This window comes from Ketobacter alkanivorans, assembly GCF_002863865.1.
GTDB lineage: Bacteria > Pseudomonadota > Gammaproteobacteria > Pseudomonadales > Ketobacteraceae > Ketobacter > Ketobacter alkanivorans.
The window spans coordinates 90,576-115,387 of sequence record NZ_CP022684.1 but is presented as its reverse complement, the minus strand read 5'-3'; the positions used below and the strand labels follow the sequence as shown (position 1 = coordinate 115,387).

Below are 24,812 nucleotides of genomic sequence, written 5' to 3'. Positions count from 1 at the left end.
TCAATGTTAAATTAACATGCATGTAAATTGCAATCCAGAAGATCAACGAAAGTGGATTCACGAACCTCCAAGCAGTTTGAGTTCATCGAACTGGTATTGGCTTACGAAGGCCTTTTAACCAACAAACGGTTGCGTGAGACGTTCGGTATTACCAGTGTGCAGGCATCACGCATCATTTCTGCGTATCGTAATGCCTATCCTCGCAACGCTTCTCCTGCCAAAGGAGAAGGCAGGGGTCGCTATATTCCCACTCCCCGCTTTACCCCTGGCATCGCAGCCCTGAGTATTGATCGGTACTTCCGTGCCGTGGCCAATAACAGGGTAAACATTGAGATGGAAGAGGTTCGGCAGGACTTTACCCACATGGAACCCAAGTGTTTCCGTATCCTGCATGGGGTCACGGCTATAAACGGCGCAGTTCAGGTTACTTATCGTTCGATGAATAATCCAGCTGGAGTCGAACGTATCTTACATCCAAAGGCATTTGTTTTTGCTGGTAGGCGTTGGCACCTCCGTGCGTTCGACGAAGCCACAGGGGAACATCGCGACTTCAATCTAGCCCGCATTAGCACCGCCGAACCAGTAGAAAAGGATAAGCCAACGCCGCTAGATTCCGATTGGGAAGAATATGTGATCTTGCAACTGCGTCCACATCCACGCTTGAATTCCGCCCAGGAACAACTCATAAGAGATGAGCTTTTCAATGGCGCAGCGGGACGTCAGGTAAAGACTCGCCGGGCACTTGTGACTTATGTATTGAGAGACCTTGAAGTCGCTGAAAACCCCGATATTCAGCGACCACCTGAATACCAGTTGTACCTATCGAGAATAGAAGAGTGTCCAGAAAAAGTCGGTCATGGTTAGAATTTTACCGCCACCTGTCATTCTAAGTGCATTCATGATTTTTGTTACTTTCCGGTTTTTCTTGGCATTGAGGCCGACTGATCTGAAAATATTTGTTAGTATCCACGGCTACCAAGTTTAAAAATAAAAGCAAATATTAGACTAGATATAGTCTAAAAACCTGAGTATTTTTTCCGAATATATTCCGAACATTTATTATAATATCAACAACCTATGCTTGATTATTCTTTCAGTTTTTTGACTTTCCTCGCTCTGCCCCATAGCCTGAAATAAACATACCTAAAGCGGTAAAGTTTATGACTCCATTTGGGCTTCAATTATCGGATCTTCGTCGTCGCCGAGGACTGCAACAACAGCAATTGGCAGACCTGCTCCAGGTCGCTCCCTGTTATATCAGCGCAATGGAAAAAGGCCGAAAAGGACCGCCCACAGAACATTTATTGGAAGCCATAACAACCGGACTTCAGCTCACACCCGAAGAGAAAACGGCCTTACTTAGAGCAGCAGAGTGTTCCCAGCGTCAACGACGCGTTCCGAAAGACGTATCCGTACACGAATATGCGTTAGTAGATGAGCTTTGGAAACGGCTAGGGTCAATTAGTCAGGCTGAAGCTACTGCGATCTCTTCGATCCTGAAAATCAATCAGAAGGAAACGAACGATGAAGAATATTTAACGCTATAGAGAAGTACAAATGAAAAAGCGGAATAAGCCAAGGGGCTGATTCCGCTTCTCGGTATGTGTGATACCGCATGTGACAGTGTCAGTATCGCCTACCAAGAAGCGAATCGTCAACCCTCCCCTTGTTACAGATTCCTGTTGCGCCAAAAACTTTACTGTTTTTGGTACAGATCTTTTTCGCCCAGAGAAAAACACCGGCTGTATCTGTATTGCGGGTATTGGTGATTTGCTATCGCCAAAATTCGCTCAGATCTGACGTTAAAGAGTGGTTTGCTTATATAGGTGAATATATGAATGCGAATACAAAGATCAAGGTAAACGATTGGGTACCTACCCAGATCCCAACCCCGAAGTCGTTACGCATGTCGGCAGATTATCACGAACAGCATTTCGTGAAGTTTCCGCATGTGGCCTGCTTCCACTCCCGTGCTGAGCTATATCACGCGGCAATTAACGAGTCTAAAGATCGTGTACCTTGGTTTGTGCCTCAACCATTTCGATTTCAGATTGGTCGAACCCTTTATACGCCAGACTGTTTTGTCCAGGAAGGCACCAAGAAAACTATCATCGAGATTAAACGCGGTGGCCGATTTGATAAACCCTGGCGAGATGATTTTGAAGAATACCTTAGGCTCAATGGCTTTCACTTCCAGGTTATTTCAAACGAAGAATTATACGAACAAGAAATCTTGGCTGAAAATTGGCTAACGATAATCAGAGTTCTGGTAAGGGGGCAGCACTACGATACCGAACCTACCGAACGCCGACTCATAGAAGAAATAATTCCTGTAGAAGGCGCATATTTTGGGGAACTTTTAGATCGCAATATTCCAGCCAATCGACATCTTCGCGAACTTTCTATATTTCGGCTGCTACACAAAGGTTGCCTGTGTTGCAATCTAAGCGAACGTAATCTGAACTTTGATAGTTGGGTGACGCCATGTATATAAATTGGCGCGAACGCCTCAACCAACACCCCTATCTATGGCAGCTCAGCAATTGGCCTTTGATACCATTCAATGAAATTCCTGCCAAAAAACGGCGTGGATATTTAAGAAATCAAACAATAGTTTCTCATGTTCTGTCAGGGAAGACATTCAGCGCTATCGCAACAGAGTATAACCTTTCTGAAGGCTCCATCCATAAAATCATGTCTCGCTGTCTTGCAGGTGATGACACCGACGATCCACCGCTATCGAAAGCATTAATACCACACTTTCGCAGAAGTAATTACAACCGTAAATCTCCATTACCGAGTTTAACAAATTCTATAGGGGCTCAGGGTGCGTTTTCAGCTTTACTTGACAGGGTACCCGGCCTGAGAAGACATCTAGATGAGCACATACTTGCAGATGTAACAGACCAAGCCTGGGGCCAAAATATCAAGGCTAACGTCTTTCACTCTACGTTATTAGCTTTCCTGGAACAAAATGATTGGCCGCATGATTGTTACCCCTACACGGAAGTTTTACGTGGATATGAAAGTTGCAGGTTGTACTTAAATAAAAGAAGGCATGAGCTTGAGCTAGATATAATTTCAAAACACGACAGAGAAATCCGCGTACTAGATCGAGTGAAGTCTGATCCCACAGCCTATTCCGAGATACAGATAGACCACCATTGCGTTGACACCCCGTCTTCTGTACTGCTGGAATTTGAAGGAAGAATACAGGCTCAAAGAGTGGATCGTATCTCCCTTCTCGTAGCTCGAGACGTTGCCACTACTGTAAACCTATCATACGTATTCATCTTAAACAGCAAGCCAAATCAATATGAAATTCTGATATGCATTGACCGGATCTATCAACCTTGGAAACGTATTGAATTCCGCACACCGGGATTCAAATATATACCGGGAGCTGGATATCCTTCTGAAAATCTTTTTTGCTTGGAGAGTGCGCCAGCTATTGGACGAGTTTTACTAGACAACGCTTTAGAAAACACCGCGAACTCGGTTAGAAGCCATATCACCTCAGCAGACTATCTCGGCGCAACGTTTTCTGCTGGAATACCGAAACTGCCAAAAGACAGAAACTGGATCGAGTTTGCCTTCAAAATCCTCTGCGAAGGCAGCCACATGTTCAAATCTACTTCAGGAACAGGTCCAGCAGACCCAACTCGTGAAAGCGTAAAAAATTCAAAAAAACCTCCAATAATCAGCTTAACAGCATTAGAAGAATTCATTGAAATGTCGTTAGCGAATGAAAATGCAAAACCAAGAGCCACCTTAAAGCATCTAACACCATTGACGGATTTGGAGTATTTACTATCAAGCGCCTATATTCCAAGGCTCCCGATTAACAACGCACAGGCATTGGTATCTTCTACCAGGCGAGCGAGAGCACGCATACATTTTAACGAAAACGGTCAACCATACATCAATTTTTGTTATCGAAAATACCGAGGTAAATCACTTTATAAAATATGCCTGAATCAAAAATATGCAGACTTCGAATTTGATGAAAATGATATTCGTTGGGTAACGGTGCTTGACAGTAACTACAGTAGCGTTGGCAAGGCATACGCGCCAAAAAGCTGGCAGAGCCACCCACACTCAACTCGCACGAGGAAATTTATCCATGATTTGCGCAAGAAATTAAAGGCAGATATCAAGAACAATCTTACTTGGTATTTCAATTACCTGCTTGAGCACAAAGAGCTTCCAGGAAGAGCAAGAGAAATAGTAAGAGTTTATCGCGAGTTTACTAACCAATCTTACCAATTCACACCAACTCTTTCCTCTTATCACCAGGACACATATATATCAACAGACGATGATTGGCTCGATGATTCTGAATTTCCAGAATGGTCATCAGAATACTTTGGAGAAGATGATGAAGATGCAAGCATTTAACACAAACATTCACCCAATATGGGATACCATGCGATTTCCATTTGAAACGCCCGCTATCAGCAAATTGAAAAGTGAAATATGTTTATGGGCAAATAGTGGCATCACCGGTGGCGTAGTATTAGGAGACGGCAGGACTGGAAAATCTATATCCATAGGGATGATAAAAGAAGCAATTAAATTAAAGACCACAAACCAAACTCTACCTAGTATCACATACAGAGCGAAGAAAAGAGACAAACGCACGATAGCGCAATGCTATCGTAACTTATACAGAATAACTGGGGAAAAGGATAAAAAAGGATACTCTCCTGAGGACATGATGGATCAGATAGTCTGTTATATTCTTGATCTTGCAGCGCTGCACTCGAATAGACAGGTATTGTTATTTGTAGATGAGTTTCAGCGTATGACACTCGATCAACTTATAGTATTTGCTGAGTTACAAGATGAACTTCTCGAAGACTATAAAGCTCTTCTTAATGTCTTCTTATTTGGGAATATAGATGAAAGCGATCACCTTCTAAACCAGGTAAAGACTTCACAGTATAATTTTTTGCATGGACGGTTTTTTATACAAAAGTATGTCTTCAGGGGCATAACGAACAAAGATGAATTGTCAAAATGTTTGAGACAGTACGATACCTTACGTTTTCCAGAAATCGATGGTCCAACTTACACTGAGCACTTCTTGCCAGAAGCGTTTAAAAACGGCTGGCGTCTGGAAAACTTGACTGATCTCATTTGGAAAACATACCTACGCGTAAAAAAGCCGGAACGTCGGACGAGTTGGGGTATGAAGTATTTCACAGGGACAATAGCTCCTTTACTAAGCGGCTATCTAAAAAGAGAAGGCGTTAATAGAGTAAACGAAGCTATGGTATACCGTGCTATACAGGCTTCTGGTTTAATTACCAACGAAATCAACAGGGTTAAGTAATGAACGAAGGCTGGTTATATGCGCACGAGTTCGAAAGCCTTCAAAATATCCAAAGACGGTTGTTTCGTTCGAATCCTATTTTTTGTCGTCGAAATAAAACTACGATAAGGCAGACTGTTAACCGTCATATCTTCAATCATTCGATTCCTGTGATGAGACATGATTGCCGATGTGAATATATTTATCTGCCAGTTGAAAAAAACAAGGTACCTTCTTATATGGTGCCGCGCCGCTTTGATATCCACGCTAAAAAGAGGAAGAGCTGTCCTGAATGCGAAAAACTATTGTTTCATTGTGATGTATATAATTTAGATTGGCTACAATCTTGCCCCGTTCACGATGTTGAACTCTGCAATCAATGCCCTGATTGTGGTCGCGAATGGTCTATGTTTGGCCCATACCAGATAGGTGGTGATTTGGAAAACAGGTGCATGACCTGCGGCATTCTCTCCCCAGTCATGCGTAGCCTTCCAGACATGAATTTTAAAGCGAAGTTAAGTGAATATTTGAGCCCGACATTTTCTTTAGTAGATTTATATCTTTCTAACGGGTTTGGAAAGATGACATCGGGCATTTTTGATGTAGACCGCTCAATGTCGGGTTTAAACTCAAAGTATTTACCTTCACTATTGGCGAAAACATTCCCAGGCCTGGATTCTTTTGATCATTTGATCTACCACACAGGAATTTCTCGGGTAGATTTTACGTTTAACGAAATCGATCAAGAAAATATGTCTCAATCTTGGCAATACAACGAAAGAGGGTTTTTGAGAGAAGCTTGTACTACTCTCCGTCAAACCCTACGAGAAATTACAGATCTAATTGCATACGAAATCAAAATTCGGGCTCCAGCGGGACATACATTGAAAGATGATTCTAACAGCATGTATTTAGGGGAATGTCCATACTGTACTGCTTTTGGAGTGTGGTACCACCATTGGCATTACGCTATGCCAGTGAAGATTGGCGATATTCAATTAGCTGACGCACCAAACCATGCCAAAGCCATTCAGACAACTGATGGCGAAATCGTAGAGCTTCCCCAAATCATCATAAATACGTTGTTTAGAAATGATCTCCTACATAGTTTTATTGAAATCATGCGTCAAGTTAAGGGTCTACTAGCCTTTAACGCACAAAAAAGAAAGGATGGCTTTCTTCGCTGGAGTTATTCTGCATTTCCGTTTAGATCAATAGAAAAATATTCAGACTATCTGATATTCAGGACCGGACGCAATGATGGGTGTCTCGTGTATAAAGAGCCAGACATCACGGAGTTGCTAGTCATTGGCGACAACACCCTTTGTGAGCCGATTGATCCAATGTATAGCTGTTACGAACAACGGGGCGTTGACTATTTCATTAACAAGTTCAATGAACGCTACTTTCTTGAAAGACGTTCACCTTTGATGCAGTGATCATTGGTTCCTGTCTTTATTTCAAACAATTTTATGCATAATTATGCGCACTCCGCATAATTGATCAATATGCAACCAAACCACAAGATCAATCACTGTTTGAGAGGCCTCCGTCGGTTTCTTCAAACCTCCTGGCTACGGCTCGGACAGAGTTAGCGGACATTAACTTTACTTTATGTTTTGGAATCTTGAAGCTCTGCGTACATTAATGGGATGATAGAAAAAAGTTACTAAATGTCTTGGATAAAGAACACATAACCGCATGTTTTTATTGGCTTTATAACTCAGACATCTTTACTATTTTTCTTGGTTATCCACCAAATGGATGACCAAGTAAAACAGTGAAGATTTCCAGAACAAATGGTGAATTTCCAATAAAGGTTGTGTTGCCCGGTCCAGGCAGAGAGGTAATTTCGGACTTTCTGAATGTCTTCGAGTTTTCCAGAGATCATCACATCCATAGCGGATAGCCCATTCCAATCACTGTTTGGCTTTCTAATCCAACCACGCCATTGGCTCTCGTCAACAAACAAGGTCTGTAGTGCTCCGTAGATTCCAGTTATGGCGGAAATTCTCATTATATGTTCTTCGGTTAATTGGAGATCATCAATGTCTCCAGCGCCACCGAGTAAAGCGTTTATTTCTGCAGGTGTAAGACTTCATTCTTTGGCGATCTTATGGAAAAGTTTCTTAGCGACTTCGATATCGATCCCAGTTTTCATATTCAATCCTCGGGTATGTTCCTGACAAATCGTGATATTGGATTTATTACGGGAAAATGCAAATCTACGTCAAACCTCACTATCTAAATCGCGATAATCCGTTAAAATATGATTATTACGGATTATGTGTGCGCCCCACTTCGAGACTTACTTATGGCTAAATCTGGTCAGGCACGGGTTCCAACAGCTGAGCAACAGCGCCAACTATTCGAGGTGATTCAAGAGCACCGTCACCCAGAAAAGAATACTGCCATCATGCGAATCAGTTTTAAACTGGGGCTCTGAGCCCAGGAGATCTCACTGTTGCAAATAAATGAAGTCGCGAAGCTCACCAAAGCTGGAACTGATTTTCAGCTCTTAGAAATCATGAGCCTGCCAGCATCTTATACATAAGGGGCTGATGCCATGGCTCGATCCAAAAGTCACTACCAGCGCAGAACGATTAGCTTTGATCTCGAGAGCTTCAATAAAGTAGTCAGGCAAATTGAACAGCGTGCCAAATCAGGAGTGGAGATAGATCCGGAGACATTTTACCCACCAGTCAAAAAGCATCGAGGAAAATCCCGCGATTTGCCGATGGTTGACTTGGCTTTAAGAGCATCGCTTGATGAATACCTGAGATGTCGGCTGAGTAAAGGTGAGAAACCAAAGCCCTCCTCCCCTCTTTTTATTACCCAGAAAGGCGGCCCCTACTCTCCCAACACGCTCCAGGAGCATATGGCATTGATGCTTAGAAACTGGGCAGGAATTGAAAAGGCTAGCTCACACAGTGGTCGTAGATCTCTTATTACTAATGTAATCCATAAGCAAAGAAAATCTGTGAAGATAGCTCAGAAAATCGCTGGTCATGTTAATCCTTCAACAACAATAATTTATGAAGAGCCTCCGAAGACGTTCTTGAGGAGGCATTGGTAAATCTCGAATAGTCAGAAACGGCCATAAGCGGACGTATATAGTAAGGAAAGTAAATCAGTCAATTTTTTTTGAGCTGAGCCTCGATCACCTGAAGTTCTTTCATTTGAGTTTTGATCTTGGCGATTTTCTCTTCCAGGCCTACAGCGCTGGGCTCAGAGGTCGTAGGCATTCATCTATCTGAATCACCCACGTGCCAAAGTCGAACAGTATCCCGTCTTCAGGTAATAGCTGAAGAACCGGCAGATGGGCAAATGCATAAGCCGGCTATCGGAGCTACACACAATGATGGCAAGATGATCTTTATTGGAAACGGCATTCGATGTTCGGCGTGAGGCGCAGCCGGATGCCGTACGCATATGGATAAGGGATGTATGGTTTCGATTCAGGTTGATGGTGAGGACAAGATCGCGAAGATCAGCGACTGGGCAATTTACTGGAGCGACAAGTACGAAGCCCTGCAACTGACCTGTTATTACCCGTCCAAGAAAACTTACACTCGCCCGCTCAGCGACTGCCGTGTTTCTCCCTCCCGCGAGCTGGGTGAGATGTTGCTTACCAAGCCCGGCAGCACGATCGTCACGCCCATCGCCAAGGCGACGATCTACGGCGAGCGGTATGCCGTCGTGCACTATCCGGACGCCGACAAGCCCTACGTCTACAAGATGGACAGTATCGGCTTTACCACGCCGACGGCGATGAAAGACGCGCCGGTGTTCCACTACTTCTCAGCTGTGGCGAATACTCGGCAGGATCGCGCTGAGTCGAAGAGTGACCGTGAAATCGCTGCCAATGTTGTGCGCCAACTGAAAAAACTGCCTGCCAGTGCCGACACCGCCTTGCAGGCCTACTGCACGAGGCGCAACGGCGTGCTGGCACAGGGCCAGGAGCTGATCTATCCGTTCGGACTGAACGAGAGCCAGCTTGCGGCGGTCGAGCAAGCCTTCCACGCGCAGGTCAGCGTGATCGAAGGCCCACCGGGGACCGGCAAGACCCAGACCATCCTCAACATCCTCGCCAATATCCTACTTCGTGGACAGACCGTGGCGGTGCTATCCAACAACAATGCGGCGGTGGAAAACATCTACGAGAAGCTGGAGAAATGCGGCCTGGGCCACCTGATCGCCAAACTCGGCAACCAGGGCAACCGCAAGGACTTCTTCGCCGACCTGCCGCCCTGGCCATCGAGCGAGCCTGAGCCCGCACCGACTCTGGACGAGATTCAGGCCCTGCTGGCTCGTTTGAAGCAGCACTTGCACGATCACAATAGGGCGGCGCAACTGCAGGTCGAGCTCGATGAGCTGACCACTGAGCGGCGCCACCTGCAGCAATGGCAGGCAGAAAGTGGTGTGCAGGCTGCCGCCTCGCTGGACAGGTACGGACTGTCGCCGCGCAAGACCGCAGACCTGATGGCCTACCTGGCCCATCTCGGTGAGAAGCACATCCGCCTCAAGGATCGTATCGAGCTGCTGTTCAACTTCAGGATTTTCCGCGCCAAGCCGTTCGCCCAGGCCGATGCGCGCCTGACCGTTTTCCATGCCTTACAGATGCACTATTACGACAAGGCGCTGCGAGAAAAGAACGCGCAGCTGCAATTGTGCCGCGAATCGCTGGCACGTGGAGATTTCGAGGCCTCAATGGAGGCATTGAAGGCGGCGTCGATGCGCCACCTGAAGCAGCATCTGCAACGTCAGGCGCGGCCGTCGGACAACTTCAATGCCAAGACGTATCGGCATCCGCAACAGTTCGATGCTTTTGTTCGGCGTTTCCCAATCTTGGGCAGCGGCACGCATTCCATCGTTAATTCGATCGCGCCGGGGGCGATCCTCGACTACGTGATCATCGATGAGGCCTCATTGCAGGATATCGTGCCGGGTATTTTGGCGCTGGGCTGCGCGAAGAACCTGATCGTCGTTGGTGACAGCCGCCAGTTGGCACACATTCCCCTGGCGCTGGGCCTGCAGCCGCCCGCCGATGTCTACGATTGCGAGCGCTACAGCCTGCTCGACTCGTGTATCGGCGTATTCAAGGAGGCGTTGCCTAGAACCCTGCTGAAAGAGCATTATCGCTGCCACCCCAGGATCATCCAGTTCTGCAATCAGCAGTTCTACGATAACGCGCTGGTGCCCATGACCGAGGATAAGGGCGAAGCGCCACTGCGCCTGGTGGTGACCGCCAAGGGCAACCATACCCGCCAGAACACCAACTTACGGGAGCTTGACTCCCTACTCAAGCTGCTCGACGACGAGGGCGAGCCGCTCGGGCTGGACGGCGACGGGCGCGGTTTCATCGCGCCGTACCGGGCACAGGTCAACCTCTCCGGCACGCAACTGCCAGCGGATTTCGTCAAGGACACCGTGCACAAGTTCCAAGGCCGGGAGTGCGACGAGATCGTGTTCTCCACCGTGCTGGACAAGAAACGCTACAACCAGCAGCGCAAACGCCTGGATTTCGTCGATGACCCGCGCATGATCAACGTAGCGGTGTCGCGGGCCAAGCACCGCTTCACCCTGGTGACGGGCGACGAAGTGTTCACCAGCAACAACGGTCACATCGCAGCCTTGATACGCTATGTCGCGTATTACGCGCAGGACGAGCAGATAGTGCGTGCGCCCGTGGTGTCGGCCTTCGACTTGCTGTACCGCGAATATGACCAGTCCCTGGCGCGCTTGAACGCCCGCTTGCGGTCTGAGGATTCACGCTACAGATCCGAACAGATCGCGGCGCAACTGCTGCGTGAGGCGCTGTCCGATCCGTCGTGCCAAGCGTTGAGGTGTCACGACCAGGTCAAGCTGGATCAGGTCGTATCACCGAGCAACCCGGATTTGACGGAACGTGAGCGGGCCTTCATGGCGCGTGCCAGTTGCGATTTCGTGATCTATTTCAAGGTGGGCAAGACCCCTCTGGGGGTGATCGAAGTCGATGGTGGCTCTCACGACCGGCCCGAACAAGCGGCGCGGGACGCGTTAAAGAATGGCATCCTGGAGAAAAGCGGCATTCCCATCCTGCGCTTGCGCACGATCGAGAGCCGCATCGCGGAAAGAATCGGCGACTTCATCACCCAGTGGGCCAGCCCGATGTCCGGCGTATAAGGCGGGAGCGTCCGCCCGGGTCAGGCCGGCGTCGACGGCGAAAAGCAGTCGTTCGAACTTGTTCTAGCCTGAGTTTCGGACATCCCGTACACCGTATTGATAAAATAGCGCAGGTTTACTTGAGTCTATTATTGTACAATAAATGATCGACTCTTGGGATAATCCTATAATCCTGTGACACCCTCCTTCCCGCCTTTTCTGTTTTTCAATGAGTTTCCTATCTCTATGTTTTTAAGAAATATTTCCGACCAATAACGCTGCATTCATGAGCCCTCACCAAAGCCTTAAATTAGGCCCTGTCAGAAGGGAAAACACCAACATCAAGTTGGAATTCCAGACTGACAAATCGGAGGGTTAGAGCACACATCCGGACACTGTGTGACTTAGCCCTAAACAGTCGAGAACCGAAGGGCCCCGAGGTTCTCCGTTATGCGGAGAACTCTCATGAAAAACAGTACGAACCAGTCGGCAAATCAGATTCGCAAGGAGCTGTCGCCGACACATTTAAAAGAGCTCAGTTTGCTGAGAAACCTGGATAAGCGTCATGTTGCTTTGGCAACCCTGGGGAGCTGGCTAGTAGCAGCTGTGGCAATCACGTTGAGTGTCGCCTTATCCTGGTGGCTTCTGCCTGTAACGGCTTTGTTATTAACCGCCCATATGATGGCGCTGAATAACATCCTCCACGAGGCCAGCCACCATCAACGGCGCCTGAAGCCATGGCAGAAGTTACTAGTGGACTGGTTTATTGCCTATCCCATGTGCCAGTCGCTGAAGGGTTATTCGGAGATCCACGCAGTTCATCATCGGTATACCGGTGACCGTCACCGGGATCCGGATTATATTGATGTGGTGCGCTACCAGGCGAATAAGGGCTGGTTGACTTTTTGGCGGAACCTGACGCTGGACCCGAAAAGGATGCTTGGCAGCGTGTTTGGTGAGCTAGGTTGGAAAAATACCGGAACGGGTATTCTTCAATACTGGCTGGTGCTGGGAGTGGCGCTGGCACTGATTCCCTCAGGGTTGAACGTGCTGGCAGTATGGTTTGCGGCAAAGCTGCTGGCGTATCATCCGGTGTTTACCTTGCGTGAACTGATGGATCACCAGTATCTGAGCGGTAACGAGGTGCTGACCATTACCCGTAACATTCAGGGTAATGCGCTGCTGGATGCACTTTTCCACCCGTACAACGATAACTGGCACCTGGTGCATCATTTTCTGCCGCTGGTAACGAACCGGAACGCAGAGAAGGCCCACCGGATACTGCGCAAATCTAAAACCTATCGTTGCCTGGAACATTGTGACGGTTATGTAGTCGGCCAAAAATCACTCTTGAAGCGCTGGAATTTTTCCAGATAAATCATTGACTGAGTTAAAGCCCTTCCACATGATTTGTGGAGGGGCTTTTTTTATTTCAAAAGGAGAAATACGTTGTCACGTCAGGAAACAAGCATTGCTGATGAGTGGGATTTTATCGTAGATTTTTTACGAAATGGCGAACCGGCACTTTCTAAGGATGCGATCTGTTCGATGATTGAGCCGTGGGGGCGTTCCTATAGTTGGGCAGAGAAATGGACAGTTCCCCGCGCCGGTTTATTGGGGGCTAAGCAACCAGCTATTCTTGAATCGCTGACCGAAAAGCTTCGAAAGGCTGCAGTGGATCAGTTTGGAGTGACAGATGCTGAGCTGGCCAGGAGTCGCTCTAAATTCTTTCAGCAGTACTTTGAACCGGAAAACTCCTCATTCGACTTTATTGGTCGGGAGAACGAACTCTCAGACAACTAATTGTGGACTTATAGCGATAGAATGGCGTACAAATACATAGTCTGCTTCGCAGAGCTGAACCTTACTGTCTCTCTATATGATTGCAGACGAACATGGTCACTTACGATAGTTTGATTCTAATAATTATCAGCCAATTTCATAGATCCGATTTTTCGACTAGCGCTGTATTAGGCATATGTTTTGTCTACATTAGGAAGAACAGAAAGGGAGATAAACAGTGAAAACCAGCAATTTCTTCATCGTTGCATGCTTAATTTCGTTACCATTAGCGTCCATTGCTAAAGAGAATACGGCCCCGGTATCGGACAAGGTCATTGCTGAACAACGTCAGAAACTGGCAACGGCCACTGAAGCAAAAGGCTTTGGTCCGCAGTCGCCAAGGGATATTGATTCGTTAACCGGTAAAAACCCTATAATATTTGAAGCGGCTCCAGACTATCAAGACATGAATCTGTGCAATATCCACTTTCATAAGAATGCTGAACATAAAGGTGGCGAATTTACCCTATATGCAGGCAACGGCAACGGTGAAGGCTACCTGAGTGGTTATCAATATACGGGGAATTTGACAAAGGATGAGAAAAAAGAGATACAGAATAAAATCTGCCCCAGTGAACATGGAAGCCTTTATCCCGGAGACACCATTGAGGTTCACTATGTGTATTCCACTGCAGATATAGAGCCTGGCCCCACATTGAACTCCTGCTTCAATGAAGCAATTATCAATCCGCAGCTTAGGGTTGAATCGCAGGTTTTTGTATTGGTGAACGATAGAAAGGCGCTGGACTTTATGAAACTTACCCAGCATGAGCGAAAAAACGGGTTATTTCAGGCGCTCAATATCCCAAACAATACAGGTGCGCCAACCCAATATGAAGGATCTACCACCGGTCCCGGTTACAACGAAACCGGCTCACCGTACCAGGTAACCTGGGGAGTGCGGCCAAAGGTGGCGAAAGTGGATATCAACACCCTTGGAAACTGGTGTAAGGGCAATGTCTTCAATGAAGATCACGCCCACGGGGTACGCAATCTGGTAGAGAATCCAGATCTCCTATCTGAAATTAAGTAATCATCATGATGGCAGTCAACCATTGTAAAGCACCGTAAAGGGCGTGCGATGGTTAGGCTGTCATCACTCCCTAGTCCTAGCATCTCCTCCGGATTGCTTTTCACCCACAAAGTTTTTGAGTAGCATGAATCGCCACAGATTCAGTCAATTTTTTTGAGGGACTGAAAGCCCCAGTCATGCCCTGATGCCGCATTGGTCATTTGGGTTGTAATTACATCAAGCAGTGGGACATCGCTGTGAAACTACTAAAAGAACCTTTTTTTCATTTCGTTGTAATCGGTGCGCTTCTTTTTGTCACATATCTATGGGTTAATCCTGCCAGTATGGCTGATGATGCCGAAATTGTTGTGGATGCTGGTCGTATTGAACAACTCAGCGCTCGTTTTGAACGAACCTGGAATCGAAAGCCCTCTGAGGAAGAACTGAAAGGGATAATCGATAACTTTATTGTCGAGGAAATTCTCTATCGACAGGCTCTGGCAATGGGGTTGGACAGCAATGACAGCGTTATACGGAGAAGACTGCGCCAGAAACTGGAGTTTCTCACCATGGAGGCAATCAGTTTAGAAGAACCCTCCGAAGCCGATTTACAGCATTACTTGGAAGAGAAACCGGAGCTATTCCAGACGGCGGCTCGATTCAGCTTTGAGCAGGTCTACATCAACACCGATCAGCCTGAAAACAACTGGAAGGCGCAGGTTGATGTTGTTAAAGAGCAATTGCATAAAGGCGAGCAGGTAGCAGGGTCGCGCAGCCTGATACCAGTGCAGTTTGAACAAGTAACCGATTTTGAGATTAACCGAATATTTGGTAACGGGTTCGCAGAACACCTGGCAGAAGTCCCCCTAAATCAGTGGAGCGAACCATTACAGTCAGGATTGGGTGTGCACTTGGTGCGTATCAGCGCGTATCAACCCGCCACTCTACCCCCTCTGGCAGCAGTACAAAAAGAAGTGCTGCGCGAGTGGCGAAACTCCAGAAATCAACAGATGAAGGCCCAACTGCTGGAACAGCTTAGAACCAATTACACCATAGTGATCGAGTCGGAACGGCGATCTTCACAGGAAGGACGGAGTTAACGATGAAGTGTCAGGCACTCGTCATAGTAGTGGCAATTCTATTGGGTACGTTTATTCAAAGCGCCTCGGCCGACGATATCCGCCCCGCCTATCTTGAATTGTCTGAAATTTCTCCTGATCGATTTCAGGTGTTGTGGAAAGTGCCTGCGAAAGGTAACGCTCAGCGCCTGGCACTGGGTGTAAAATTTGATTCTCAAACCCGGATACTGAACGAGCCGGTGGACGGTTACATTGGAAGTGCTCATTTGCAGCGCTGGGCGATAGAGCGCAGCGGAGGGCTGACAGGCCAGGCAATTCACATAGAGGGATTGGAAAAAATAGCCACTGAGGTGTTGTTGCGAATCGAGTACCTGGATGGAAGGACCTCAATTAACCGCGTAACGCCGGATGCTCCAATACATGTGGTGACAGCACCGCCTGGAATGATTGAAACAATAAAAACCTATTTCACCCTTGGCGTTGAGCATATTTTGATCGGTTTCGATCATCTGTTATTTGTACTGGTCTTGATGATTCTGGTGCCGAACCTGCGTAAACTAGTTTTAACTATTACCGCCTTTACCATAGCCCATAGCATCACATTAAGCCTTGCGGCATTATCCGTAATACGGGTTCCAGTCCCCCCGGTAGAGGCCTGTATCGCGCTCAGCATCGTGTTTGTATCCACTGAAATCATTCGATCACAACGGGGGAACCCCGGCATCGCAGAACAACACCCCTGGCTTGTTGCGTTTACTTTCGGTTTGCTACACGGCCTTGGTTTTGCGGCAGCTTTGGAGCGAATTGGCTTACCGCAGACAGATATCCCCGCTGCTCTGCTGTTTTTCAATGTGGGTGTTGAGATAGGTCAATTGGCGTTTGTTGCCATTCTTTTACTGTTGGGCAGATTGATGAAGAACTACTTCAGGATTTTGCCCATCATGACGCGTGGTGTGCCAGCATACATAGCCGGCTCCCTTGCAGCGTTCTGGACCATAGAGCGCACAGTCGCTTTCTGGAATTAATATAGACCCGAAGACCATATTTTGTAGCGAGAGAGCAAACCTCTAAAAAGGAGTTCCAACATGATCAAAGTCCGATATCTGGTCGCGCTGCTGGGGGCTACCGCATTGTTTTCAGGTGGCACTCACGCGCACGATACTGGAAGCCTCGATGCGAAAACGGCAGAGAAGGTTCACAAGAGCAAAGCCTACTCACCTTATGTAAACCGTAACTTCCCTACCCGCCCCTTGTTCGGTGATACCCATTTACATACAGGGTTTTCCATGGATGCAGGGGCATTCGGCGCCAAATTAACACCCCGCGACGCCTACCGCTTTGCTCGGGGTGATCAGGTCATGGCCTCCTCCGGGCAGCCTGCCAAACTGGCGCGTCCTTTGGATTTTTTGGTGGTGGCGGATCACTCCGACAATATGGGGATGTTTCCGGATTTGTTTGCCGGAAAACCCAACATTCTCGCTGATCCGACCGGTAGGAAATGGTACAAAATGATCCAGGAAGGCAAAGGTGCCCAGGCTGCACTGGATCTTATAACCCAGTTTTCCCAGGGCACCTTTCCTAAAGCGCTCATGTACGCTCCTGGCACAGCGGCTTACAAGAATGCCTGGCAGGATACCATCGATGCCGCTGAGGAATACAACGACCCCGGTCGCTTTACCGCGTTCATCGGTTTTGAATGGACCTCTCTGGTTAAGGGCAACAACCTGCACCGCAACGTCATCTTCCGCGACAACGGCGACAAGGCCAGTCAGGTAGAACCGTTTACCGTTTACCCTCCAGCAGGCAGTGCAAACCCGGTGGATCTGTGGAAATGGATGCAGAACTACGAAGACAAAACCGGTGGGCAGGTACTGGCGATTGCACATAACGGAAACCTGAGTAACGGCACAATGTTTCCGGTTGAGAAAAGCTTCGGTAAGCGCTTGGACAAAGACTACGTACAGCAACGTGAAAAGTGGGAGCGTCTGTACGAAGCAACGCAGACGAAGGGTGATGGTGAGGCCCACCCTATTCTCTCACCCAATGACGAATTTGCGGATTTTGAAACCTGGGATAAGGGCAATTTGGACGGCTCTGTCGCTAAAACATGAGGACATGTTGGCTGGTGAATACGCGCGAAGCGCTTACAAGTCTGGACTGAAACTCGAGGACAAGCTGGGCACAAACCCCTATAAGTTTGGTTTGGTGGGTAGTAGCGACGCCCATACCGGCCTTGCCGCACTGGAGGAAGAAAATTTCTTTGGCAAGACCACACCACAGGAGCCCAGCCCTGAGCGCATTAGCGCGGTGTTCATGAACAACAAGAAAACTGGCATCACCATTCATGATTGGGAAGTGGGCTCGTCTGGATACGCCGCAGTATGGGCGGAAGAAAACACCCGCGAATCCATTTGGGATGCCATGGAGCGAAAAGAGACCTATGCAACCACCGGCACCAGAATGATTGTGCGCTTCTTTGGCGGCTGGGAATTTGACGATGCCGACGCGAATACCCGAAATCCGGCAGACACGGGCTACATGAAGGGAGTCCCCATGGGTGGGGATATACAATCTGCACCGGAAGGAACCGCCCCCACGTTCCTGGTAGCCGCCTTGCGTGATCCTATCGGTGCCAACCTGGACCGGATCCAGATTATCAAGGGATGGTTAGATCAAAAAGGTAACCTGAAGGAAAAGGTCTACGACGTGGTCTGGAGCGATGATCGCAAGCCGAACAGTGAAGGTAAAATCCCCGCTGTGGGCAGTACTGTGGATATCGAAAATGCAACCTGGACCAACACCATTGGCGCCACAGAGCTCATTAAGGTTTGGAAAGATCCCGATTTCAATCCAAAGGAGCGGGCTTTCTACTACGCACGTGTCATTGAGATACCAACGCCTCGATGGACTGCATACGATCAAAAACGATTTGGTGTAACAGCCCCTGAAGGTACGCGTTTAACAATTCAGGAACGGGCCTATACCTCAGCAATCTGGTATACGCCATAGTCTGTCTGTGAGGGTCTGAGTTCTCAGCAGACCCTCACATCTACATAAACCAGGAAACGGACAGGTTGATACCATTGAGTTTATTGTCATAACACTCTGTGTCCGCCCAGCGCACGTATTCTAAATCTATCCTTGCCGCTTTTGAGTTAACAGCCTAACCAGTTGATCATGCCCAACGAGCTGGATGATTTCACGTAACAAAGTAAACATAAGCACAAGCACGAGCAGCCACATTTGCATCACCAGAAAATATGGCCACGAAATCCACTCTAATATCTCACCTATGTCGAATACCTGGGGGCCGGGTCTCAAATAGTAGCTCGATGCCCTCTCCAAGAGATGAAACAGGATAGTGACTAGGTAAAAAAGTAATGTACGCCAGACAACATTTCGCCATGCGACACTATTAAACAAGTCCGCTATGGCAAGCTTATCAACAATCAGGATGGCTTTGGCTACCAGCAAAGCGGCTACGCTGGCCATGGAGGCATCAACTGCAGATACGTTGGCAGTACTGAGGACAATGCTTTTGGTTATGGCAATCATGTGAAATGTCATCATAAAGAAAGCCAACGCAGGAAGCATTTCTCTGAATTCACGCCACACCCATAAGTAAACATTACGCAGCATCGTTATTTCGGGCCTCAAGTTTATGAGATTAGGGGCTAGATGTAATCAATTAATCCATTGATCCATTGATGAGATTTTAATTCAACACAGACATTCAGGTGCACTAAGCCCGATCAATCAGCTACTGGAGTGGCATTTCTAACTTACCCCAATAGACAGCTCATGGGAGCACCAAGTGGACACCTATAAGAAGCCCGTCACATCAACGGGTTAATTAAGCCTAAAAAATGGAACGTTCATAATGCGCATAAACGCGATGAAGCTCGGCTTCCTGCCGCCAAGCTTCATCTGCTTTTATGTAAAGTTCATTAGACCACCGTCGAACGACCGGTTTAGAACTATCTCACTTCAACCGTTACATTTTTAACATACCCAGAAAAATCTGAGGCACGCTCGGCACCAATGCTTGGTACAACCGCAGTACCCAAATCAATGCCGACGTCCGCAGTCTCATCTGCCGAGAAAATCCCTGCCTGAGTATGATCAATACGTCCAGAAGCTACTTGCTTGCCATTGACAAATAGTTTTCCCAAGCCGCCTTTTCCTTGGCCCCCACCATCGTAGTCAAACTCGTAACGAACCTTGGCTGTACCCGCAGGCAATTTCTCTTTTGCTGAAATCGTGGTGCTTTGCAAACCTAAAAAGTTATATGTATAAGCTGGCACACCATTTTTAACATACAAAGACCAACCACCGAAACGGCCACCTTGCACAATCACAGTGCCGTTGGCCCCGGTTTCGGGGATTTCAAGCTCAGCGGTTATCGCCTTGCTTCTGTTTTTCACGTTAATAAACACACCTTCGAGCATGCCACTCATCCCATCTGACAAGCTGATAGATGAACGTCCCTCCATTAGATTAGGACGCCCCACAGAAGCACCATCCATACGTTCAAACAAGCGATCATCAATAGGCAATACATGATATTTTTTGGCCTCAGCCATGAATAATGCTTTCATCTGCTCGAGTTTTTTAGGTTCCTTACTTGCAAGATCATTAACCAAGCTGAAGTCTTCATCAATCTTATACAGCTCCCAATTATCCTCACCTAATTTATGCCGGGGTTTTGCCTCCCAAGGTGCGCGATGAATTGTTCGCGCGTACCAGCCCTTGTGATAAATGGCTCTGTTGCCGGAAATTTCAAAGTACTGAGTGGTATGACGCTCCTGGGCACCTTGATCATCAAATGAATACGCCAAGCTGGTGCCTTCCATCGGAATTTGCGGCGTACTGTTGACAACTTTAGGCTCGGGTAGCCCGCTGGCTTCAAGTATCGTTGGTGCGATATCGATGACATGACCAAATTGACTGCGAATTTCATTCTTAGCTTTTATACCTTTAGGCCAGTGCACCACCATACCATTGCGGGTACCGCCTGGGTCAGATGCAACCTGTTTCATCCAGCCGAAAGGCGAATTGAAACTCACAGACCACCCTGCTGCCATATGCGGATACGTCTCGGGGCCGCCCCATTTATCGATAAGTTTGAGCATATCTTCGACTTTTTCATGCACACCGTTGAAGTAGGTGTACTCGTTGAACATGCCGTTCTCACCACCCTCACCGCTAGTGCCATTGTCACCGGCAATATAGAACACCAAGGTGTTATCTAGTTTCCCAGTTTCTTCAATAGCATTAAGTAATTCTCCAACATGGTGGTCGGTATAATCAACGTATGCAGCAAAGACTTCAGCCTGACGTTCAAATAGGCGCTGTTCATCTTTGCTTAAACTAGCCCAGTCTTTAATAGCTTCAGGTTTTTCTGCTAATGGCGTGCCCTTGGGTACAATACCCTGCTCGATCTGGCGGGATAGGGTTTCTTCACGAATAACATCCCAACCTTTTGAGAATTTACCTTTCCATTTATCGATCCAATCTTGCGGAACGTGATGAGGGGCATGAGTAGCACCGGGCGCAAAATAAATAAAGAATGGCTTTTTGGGATCTAAAGCATGTTGAAACTTCACCCAGGTAGACGCTTGAACAGTCATATCATTCATAAAATGATAATTCGGATCCTGCGGCAACTCGACCGGGGTTACACCATCGTAAATATACGGAGCCCATTGATTGGTTTCGCCACCAATAAAACCATAGAATTTGTCAAAACCCTGGTGATGAGGCCAGCGATCAAACGGCCCGGCCATACTTGCCTCCCACGCGGCAGTTTCATGCCATTTACCGAATGCGGCTGTGCTGTAACCATTTAAGCGCAATGTTTCTGCAAGTGGAGCGGTGGTATTGGGGATTTGGCCAGTAGCACCAGGGAAGGACGTTGCCATCTCGGTAATAAAACCCATATTAACCGTATGATGGTTACGGCCTGCCTTTAGGGCGGCACGCGTTGGTGAGCACAATGCAGTAGTATGAAAGTTGTTATAACGAAGGCCATTTTCGGCCAATTCATCCAAAGTCGGTGTTGGAATAGGCCCGCCAAACGTACTGGTTGCACCAAACCCCAAATCATCGATCAATACAATCACGATATTAGGTGCTCCCTCCGGCGCACCTATTTCTACCGGTTCAGGCGCTTTGACATTACGAGCATCCAGCTCGTTATATACTGGCCGCTCTGGCAATTGGATCGGTAGAATCGTACGATCCAGCGCTTTGTTTGTTACTGCAAAAGCCGTTGGTATAAAACATAACGCTGGCAACATGCTGCAAATGATTATTTTCTTAAGCCGGTCCATAAAAGTTGTAGCTCCATTAACAGTCATTTAGGGATACGAATCACACTGTACTACGATTCGAAATAGAAGTTACCAAAGAAATCACATTCAGCTAGCCTACAGGCGACACTAAAGTATGTTCTTAACAATAATACAGTAAAACCTAATCGATCATATTTTGTTAAAAATTACGTCCATATCAGGCTAATGGCACTACAGCGGTAACCACAATACGTAACACCGAACTTGCAATGCCGATCACTACGATTTCAATCTAACGATTTTTCGCCTGCCTTTGCAGAATAACTGCGGCAATCAGCACTGCGATACTCACAACTACAACGATAATAGCCGCCAGTGCATTGATTTGAGGGCTTACCCCTAATCTTACACTGGAATACACCATCATAGGTAATGTGGTAGCTCCAGGGCCCGAAACGAAGTTTGCAATCACTAAATCATCCATGGACAGCGTAAATGCAAGTAACCAGCCCGCGATTAAGGCTGGGGAAATAATTGGCAAGGTAATATAGAAGAATACCCTCACCGGCGTTGCGCCGAGATCCATGGCTGCCTCTTCCAGTGATCTATCCATACTACCCAGGCGGCTTTGCACGATGACCGCGACATAGGCCATAGAAAAAGTGGTATGAGCAAGAACAATGGTAGTAAGCCCTCTGCCTGAGGGCCACCCAAACACACCCTCTAAAGCAATAAATAGCAACAGCAGTGATAGGCCTGTCATGACTTCTGGCATAACCAAAGGCGCCGTGATCATAACACCCAGGCTACGACTACCTCTTAGTTTGCCAAATCTCACCAAGGCTAGTGCCGCCAATGTGCCAAGAATCACCGCCAAAGTGGCGTTAATCGATGCAATCTTAATGCTCAACCATGCTGCGCTCAACAACGGGTCGTTGTGCAAAAGCTCTGCATACCACTTAGTAGAAAAGCGACTCCATACGGTAACCAGTCGGCTTTCGTTAAACGAATAAACGATCAGGCTTACTATTGGAATATACAGAAAGGCATAACCTAATAGTAGAACCGTAACAAGCCAAGGGAATCGAATCTTCATCCACCCTCCTCGCTTGCTCTTCGTTCATAGTGGCGCAACAATACAAACGGCACGACTAGCGCCACCAGTAACACGCAGGCCAGCGCAGATGCCATCGGCCAATCCTTGTTACTGAAAAATTCAGTCCAAAGCAGTTTGCCGATCATCAGACTATTCGGCCCACCCAATAGATCAGGAATAACAAACTCGCCAACCACAGGTATAAATACCAACATAGAACCAGCGATGACGCCCGGCATAGATAAAGGTAGAGTAACCGTTATGAATTGCTTGAATGGTCGGCAGCCTAAGTCTGCTGCTGCCTCCAATAATGTGTTATCCAGTTTAACCAAGGTGGCATATAGCGGCAGAATCAAGAACGGCAAGTAGCTGTATACGACACCGATGTACACAGCAATCGGCGTGTACAAAATATCAATAGGCTCATCAATCAGGCCTAACCACAGCAATAGATTGTTTAGCAGTCCATTGTTTTTCAAGATACCTATCCATGCGTACACACGGATTAGAAATGAAGTCCAAAACGGCAAAACAATCAACATAAGCAACGGCATGCGTCGACTTTCCGGGGCCCTGGCAATTGCGTAGGCCATGGGGTATCCAATTATCAGACACAGTGCTGTGGATATTACGGCAACCTTTAGTGACCCTAATAATGCGCTTACGTACAATGAATCCTGTAACAGCAACAAATAGTTTGCGCCGTTAATAAATATAGTAAGTAGGCCCTCGCCATCACCTCGTATCATATCAAGGTATGGAGGTTGGGCCAGTTGCGACTCAGATAGGCTGATCTTAAGTAGAAACAGGAATGGCAATATAAAAAATATGACCAACCAGAACCAGGGAACAGCAACGATCAAATGTCGGGATCGGCTATTCAGCCCATCCATACCGATATAACTTAACAACTTACTCATTGTGTAAGCACATTACAACTGTCGGCATTCCAACCGAGCACAACGGTTTGCTCCCAAGTTAATGGTTGTTCGGCCAACGCCTGAACATTCGGCAAGGTAAACTTCACTCGCCTGCCACTTTCCAATTCAGCATGGTATATGGATATATCACCAAGATAGGCGATCTCCTTAATAACCGCCCGCACTTGGTTCGGTTGGCCGTCGTACTGATTGTGCAGGCGTATTTTCTCGGGACGCATGGCAACGGTGACTGGCATGTTTGCCGCCAAAGGCTGGCTGTGATGAACACGAAGCAGTGTACCTGCTTGCTCGCAGTCAATCAGCGCCGTGTCATTCTCATGTGAAACAACGTGACCTTCGAACAAATTAACCAAGCCGATAAAATCAGCCGCGTAGCGGGTAGCGGGAAACTCATACAGGCGTCGCGGTGAATCGAGTTGTTCGATACGCCCATTATTCATTAAAGCAATTCGGCTGGACATGGTCATCGCTTCTTCCTGGTCATGAGTAACAACCACAAAAGTGATACCCAGCCTGGCTTGCAGATTTACCAACTCAAACTGGGTTTGTTCTCGCAATTTCTTGTCCAACGCCCCTAACGGTTCATCCAGCAATAACAGCTTGGGCTGTTTTGCCAATGCCCGAGCCAAGGCGACCCGTTGACGCTGCCCACCCGATAATTGATGAGGTTTACGCTTGGCGTGCTTTTCTAGTTGTACCAGCGCCATCATCTCGCGAACACGGTCATTGCGTTGTGCCTTCGGCATCGGCTCCTGCTTCAAACCGAATGCAATATTTTGTTCTACGTTCATATGGGGAAACAGGGCATAGGATTGAAACATCATGTTCACAGGCCGTAGGTAGGCCGGAACGGATGTCATATCAATCCCATCTATGATGACGCGCCCTTTATTGGGCGCCTCAAAACCGGCAAGAATACGCAGCAAGGTGGTTTTTCCGCAGCCTGAGGGGCCTAACAAGGAAAAAAACTCACCTCGCTGGATATTCAAGCTGATGTCATCGCATGCATACACGCCATCAAAGTGCTTATTGATGTCTTCGAGCTTGACGATGAAATCATCTGCCGTGTCGACGGTGGATTGCTCAACCAT

At 47.5% G+C, this 24,812-nt stretch carries 22 protein-coding genes; 16 read left to right on the top strand and 6 right to left on the bottom strand.

Annotated elements, in window-relative coordinates; all coding sequences use genetic code 11:
* Positions 1-51: 51 nt before the first annotated feature.
* From Kalk_RS00520 to Kalk_RS00495, 6 genes are all read left to right on the top strand, one after another.
* A complete protein-coding gene (locus Kalk_RS00520; protein ID WP_101892361.1) occupies positions 52-864 on the top strand; it encodes a WYL domain-containing transcriptional regulator in 813 nt (270 codons plus the stop codon).
* A 296-nt stretch (positions 865-1,160) separates the two neighbouring features.
* Positions 1,161-1,547 (top strand): helix-turn-helix domain-containing protein, encoded by a 387-nt coding sequence (locus Kalk_RS00515; protein WP_101892360.1) that lies wholly within the window; start codon positions 1,161-1,163, stop codon positions 1,545-1,547.
* A gap of 287 nt (positions 1,548-1,834) precedes the next feature.
* Positions 1,835-2,494, top strand: coding sequence for a hypothetical protein (locus tag Kalk_RS00510; protein WP_101892359.1), 660 nt, complete (start codon positions 1,835-1,837; stop codon positions 2,492-2,494).
* A complete protein-coding gene (locus Kalk_RS00505) occupies positions 2,485-4,398 on the top strand; it encodes a hypothetical protein (RefSeq protein ID WP_101892358.1) in 1,914 nt (637 codons plus the stop codon). The genes Kalk_RS00510 and Kalk_RS00505 overlap by 10 nt, the downstream gene beginning before the upstream one ends.
* Positions 4,379-5,335: an ATP-binding protein gene (locus Kalk_RS00500; protein WP_101892357.1), complete on the top strand. Its 957-nt coding sequence runs from the start codon at positions 4,379-4,381 to the stop codon at positions 5,333-5,335. The genes Kalk_RS00505 and Kalk_RS00500 overlap by 20 nt, the downstream gene beginning before the upstream one ends.
* Complete coding sequence (locus tag Kalk_RS00495; protein ID WP_158643242.1) at positions 5,335-6,753, top strand: hypothetical protein; 1,419 nt, start codon at positions 5,335-5,337, stop codon at positions 6,751-6,753. The genes Kalk_RS00500 and Kalk_RS00495 overlap by 1 nt, the downstream gene beginning before the upstream one ends.
* A 284-nt stretch (positions 6,754-7,037) precedes the next feature.
* Here Kalk_RS00495 and Kalk_RS21725 read toward each other — a convergent pair whose 3' ends face one another.
* The gene (locus Kalk_RS21725) at positions 7,038-7,331 is read right to left on the bottom strand and encodes an MbcA/ParS/Xre antitoxin family protein (RefSeq protein WP_101892355.1); all 294 of its coding nucleotides are present in this window, start codon (positions 7,329-7,331) and stop codon (positions 7,038-7,040) included.
* A gap of 297 nt (positions 7,332-7,628) precedes the next feature.
* Between Kalk_RS21725 and Kalk_RS21580 the strand changes: the two genes are divergently transcribed.
* The 10 genes from Kalk_RS21580 to Kalk_RS21570 all read left to right on the top strand — a co-directional run bounded on the left by Kalk_RS21580 (position 7,629) and on the right by Kalk_RS21570 (position 18,400).
* The gene (locus Kalk_RS21580; protein WP_267892412.1) at positions 7,629-7,760 is read left to right on the top strand and encodes a hypothetical protein; all 132 of its coding nucleotides are present in this window, start codon (positions 7,629-7,631) and stop codon (positions 7,758-7,760) included.
* A 120-nt stretch (positions 7,761-7,880) separates the two neighbouring features.
* Entirely contained in the window at positions 7,881-8,390 is a 510-nt protein-coding gene (locus Kalk_RS00485) for a site-specific integrase (protein ID WP_199767985.1), read from the top strand.
* Between the two features lie 371 nt (positions 8,391-8,761).
* Positions 8,762-11,479: an AAA domain-containing protein gene (locus tag Kalk_RS00480; protein ID WP_101892354.1), complete on the top strand. Its 2,718-nt coding sequence runs from the start codon at positions 8,762-8,764 to the stop codon at positions 11,477-11,479.
* A 444-nt stretch (positions 11,480-11,923) separates the two neighbouring features.
* Complete coding sequence (locus Kalk_RS00475) at positions 11,924-12,835, top strand: fatty acid desaturase family protein (RefSeq protein WP_158643241.1); 912 nt, start codon at positions 11,924-11,926, stop codon at positions 12,833-12,835.
* A gap of 72 nt (positions 12,836-12,907) precedes the next feature.
* A complete protein-coding gene (locus Kalk_RS00470; RefSeq protein WP_101892352.1) occupies positions 12,908-13,261 on the top strand; it encodes a hypothetical protein in 354 nt (117 codons plus the stop codon).
* A 217-nt stretch (positions 13,262-13,478) separates the two neighbouring features.
* Positions 13,479-14,333, top strand: coding sequence for a delta-class carbonic anhydrase (locus tag Kalk_RS00465; protein ID WP_101892351.1), 855 nt, complete (start codon positions 13,479-13,481; stop codon positions 14,331-14,333).
* Between the two features lie 236 nt (positions 14,334-14,569).
* Entirely contained in the window at positions 14,570-15,412 is an 843-nt protein-coding gene (locus Kalk_RS00460; RefSeq protein ID WP_101892350.1) for a peptidyl-prolyl cis-trans isomerase, read from the top strand.
* 2 nt (positions 15,413-15,414) lie between these two features.
* Entirely contained in the window at positions 15,415-16,416 is a 1,002-nt protein-coding gene (locus tag Kalk_RS00455; RefSeq protein ID WP_101892349.1) for a HupE/UreJ family protein, read from the top strand.
* 60 nt (positions 16,417-16,476) lie between these two features.
* The gene (locus tag Kalk_RS21575; RefSeq protein WP_199767984.1) at positions 16,477-17,502 is read left to right on the top strand and encodes a DUF3604 domain-containing protein; all 1,026 of its coding nucleotides are present in this window, start codon (positions 16,477-16,479) and stop codon (positions 17,500-17,502) included.
* A gap of 4 nt (positions 17,503-17,506) precedes the next feature.
* Positions 17,507-18,400: a DUF3604 domain-containing protein gene (locus Kalk_RS21570; RefSeq protein ID WP_199767983.1), complete on the top strand. Its 894-nt coding sequence runs from the start codon at positions 17,507-17,509 to the stop codon at positions 18,398-18,400.
* 126 nt (positions 18,401-18,526) lie between these two features.
* On the opposite strand, the gene Kalk_RS00445 is transcribed toward Kalk_RS21570, so the two are convergent.
* From Kalk_RS00445 to Kalk_RS00425, 5 genes are all read right to left on the bottom strand, one after another.
* Positions 18,527-19,030, bottom strand: a complete 504-nt coding sequence (locus Kalk_RS00445) for a hypothetical protein (RefSeq protein ID WP_158643240.1) — start codon at positions 19,028-19,030, stop codon at positions 18,527-18,529.
* A 338-nt stretch (positions 19,031-19,368) separates the two neighbouring features.
* On the bottom strand, positions 19,369-21,723 hold the full coding sequence (locus Kalk_RS00440; RefSeq protein ID WP_101892347.1) for an arylsulfatase: 2,355 nt from the start codon (positions 21,721-21,723) through the stop codon (positions 19,369-19,371).
* Positions 21,724-21,976: 253 nt separating this feature from the next.
* Positions 21,977-22,780, bottom strand: coding sequence for an ABC transporter permease subunit (locus Kalk_RS00435; protein WP_101892346.1), 804 nt, complete (start codon positions 22,778-22,780; stop codon positions 21,977-21,979).
* On the bottom strand, positions 22,777-23,700 hold the full coding sequence (locus tag Kalk_RS00430) for an ABC transporter permease subunit (RefSeq protein WP_233716756.1): 924 nt from the start codon (positions 23,698-23,700) through the stop codon (positions 22,777-22,779). Before Kalk_RS00430 ends, Kalk_RS00435 begins: the two co-directional genes overlap by 4 nt.
* Positions 23,697-24,812 carry an ABC transporter ATP-binding protein gene (locus Kalk_RS00425; protein WP_101892345.1) on the bottom strand — a complete coding sequence of 372 codons (1,116 nt, stop codon included), beginning with the start codon at positions 24,810-24,812 and terminating at the stop codon, positions 23,697-23,699. The genes Kalk_RS00430 and Kalk_RS00425 overlap by 4 nt, the downstream gene beginning before the upstream one ends.

Excerpts from the sequence above, each read along its gene's own strand:
- Kalk_RS00445 (WP_158643240.1), bottom strand. The coding sequence starts at position 19,030 with ATGCTGCGTAATGTTTACTTATGGGTGTGGCGTGAATTCAGAGAAATG.
- Kalk_RS00440 (WP_101892347.1), bottom strand. The coding sequence starts at position 21,723 with ATGGACCGGCTTAAGAAAATAATCATTTGCAGCATGTTGCCAGCGTTA.
- Kalk_RS00425 (WP_101892345.1), bottom strand. The coding sequence starts at position 24,812 with ATGGTTGAGCAATCCACCGTCGACACGGCAGATGATTTCATCGTCAAG.
- Kalk_RS00510 (WP_101892359.1), top strand. The coding sequence starts at position 1,835 with ATGAATGCGAATACAAAGATCAAGGTAAACGATTGGGTACCTACCCAG.
- Kalk_RS21575 (WP_199767984.1), top strand. The coding sequence starts at position 16,477 with ATGATCAAAGTCCGATATCTGGTCGCGCTGCTGGGGGCTACCGCATTG.
- Kalk_RS00500 (WP_101892357.1), top strand. The coding sequence starts at position 4,379 with ATGAAGATGCAAGCATTTAACACAAACATTCACCCAATATGGGATACC.
- Kalk_RS00475 (WP_158643241.1), top strand. The coding sequence starts at position 11,924 with ATGAAAAACAGTACGAACCAGTCGGCAAATCAGATTCGCAAGGAGCTG.
- Kalk_RS00430 (WP_233716756.1), bottom strand. The coding sequence starts at position 23,700 with ATGAGTAAGTTGTTAAGTTATATCGGTATGGATGGGCTGAATAGCCGA.
- Kalk_RS21570 (WP_199767983.1), top strand. The coding sequence starts at position 17,507 with ATGTTGGCTGGTGAATACGCGCGAAGCGCTTACAAGTCTGGACTGAAA.
- Kalk_RS00435 (WP_101892346.1), bottom strand. The coding sequence starts at position 22,780 with ATGAAGATTCGATTCCCTTGGCTTGTTACGGTTCTACTATTAGGTTAT.
- Kalk_RS00495 (WP_158643242.1), top strand. The coding sequence starts at position 5,335 with ATGAACGAAGGCTGGTTATATGCGCACGAGTTCGAAAGCCTTCAAAAT.
- Kalk_RS00485 (WP_199767985.1), top strand. The coding sequence starts at position 7,881 with ATGGCTCGATCCAAAAGTCACTACCAGCGCAGAACGATTAGCTTTGAT.
- Kalk_RS00480 (WP_101892354.1), top strand. The coding sequence starts at position 8,762 with ATGGTTTCGATTCAGGTTGATGGTGAGGACAAGATCGCGAAGATCAGC.
- Kalk_RS21725 (WP_101892355.1), bottom strand. The coding sequence starts at position 7,331 with ATGAGAATTTCCGCCATAACTGGAATCTACGGAGCACTACAGACCTTG.
- Kalk_RS00455 (WP_101892349.1), top strand. The coding sequence starts at position 15,415 with ATGAAGTGTCAGGCACTCGTCATAGTAGTGGCAATTCTATTGGGTACG.
- Kalk_RS00515 (WP_101892360.1), top strand. The coding sequence starts at position 1,161 with ATGACTCCATTTGGGCTTCAATTATCGGATCTTCGTCGTCGCCGAGGA.
- Kalk_RS00505 (WP_101892358.1), top strand. The coding sequence starts at position 2,485 with ATGTATATAAATTGGCGCGAACGCCTCAACCAACACCCCTATCTATGG.
- Kalk_RS21580 (WP_267892412.1), top strand. The coding sequence starts at position 7,629 with ATGGCTAAATCTGGTCAGGCACGGGTTCCAACAGCTGAGCAACAGCGC.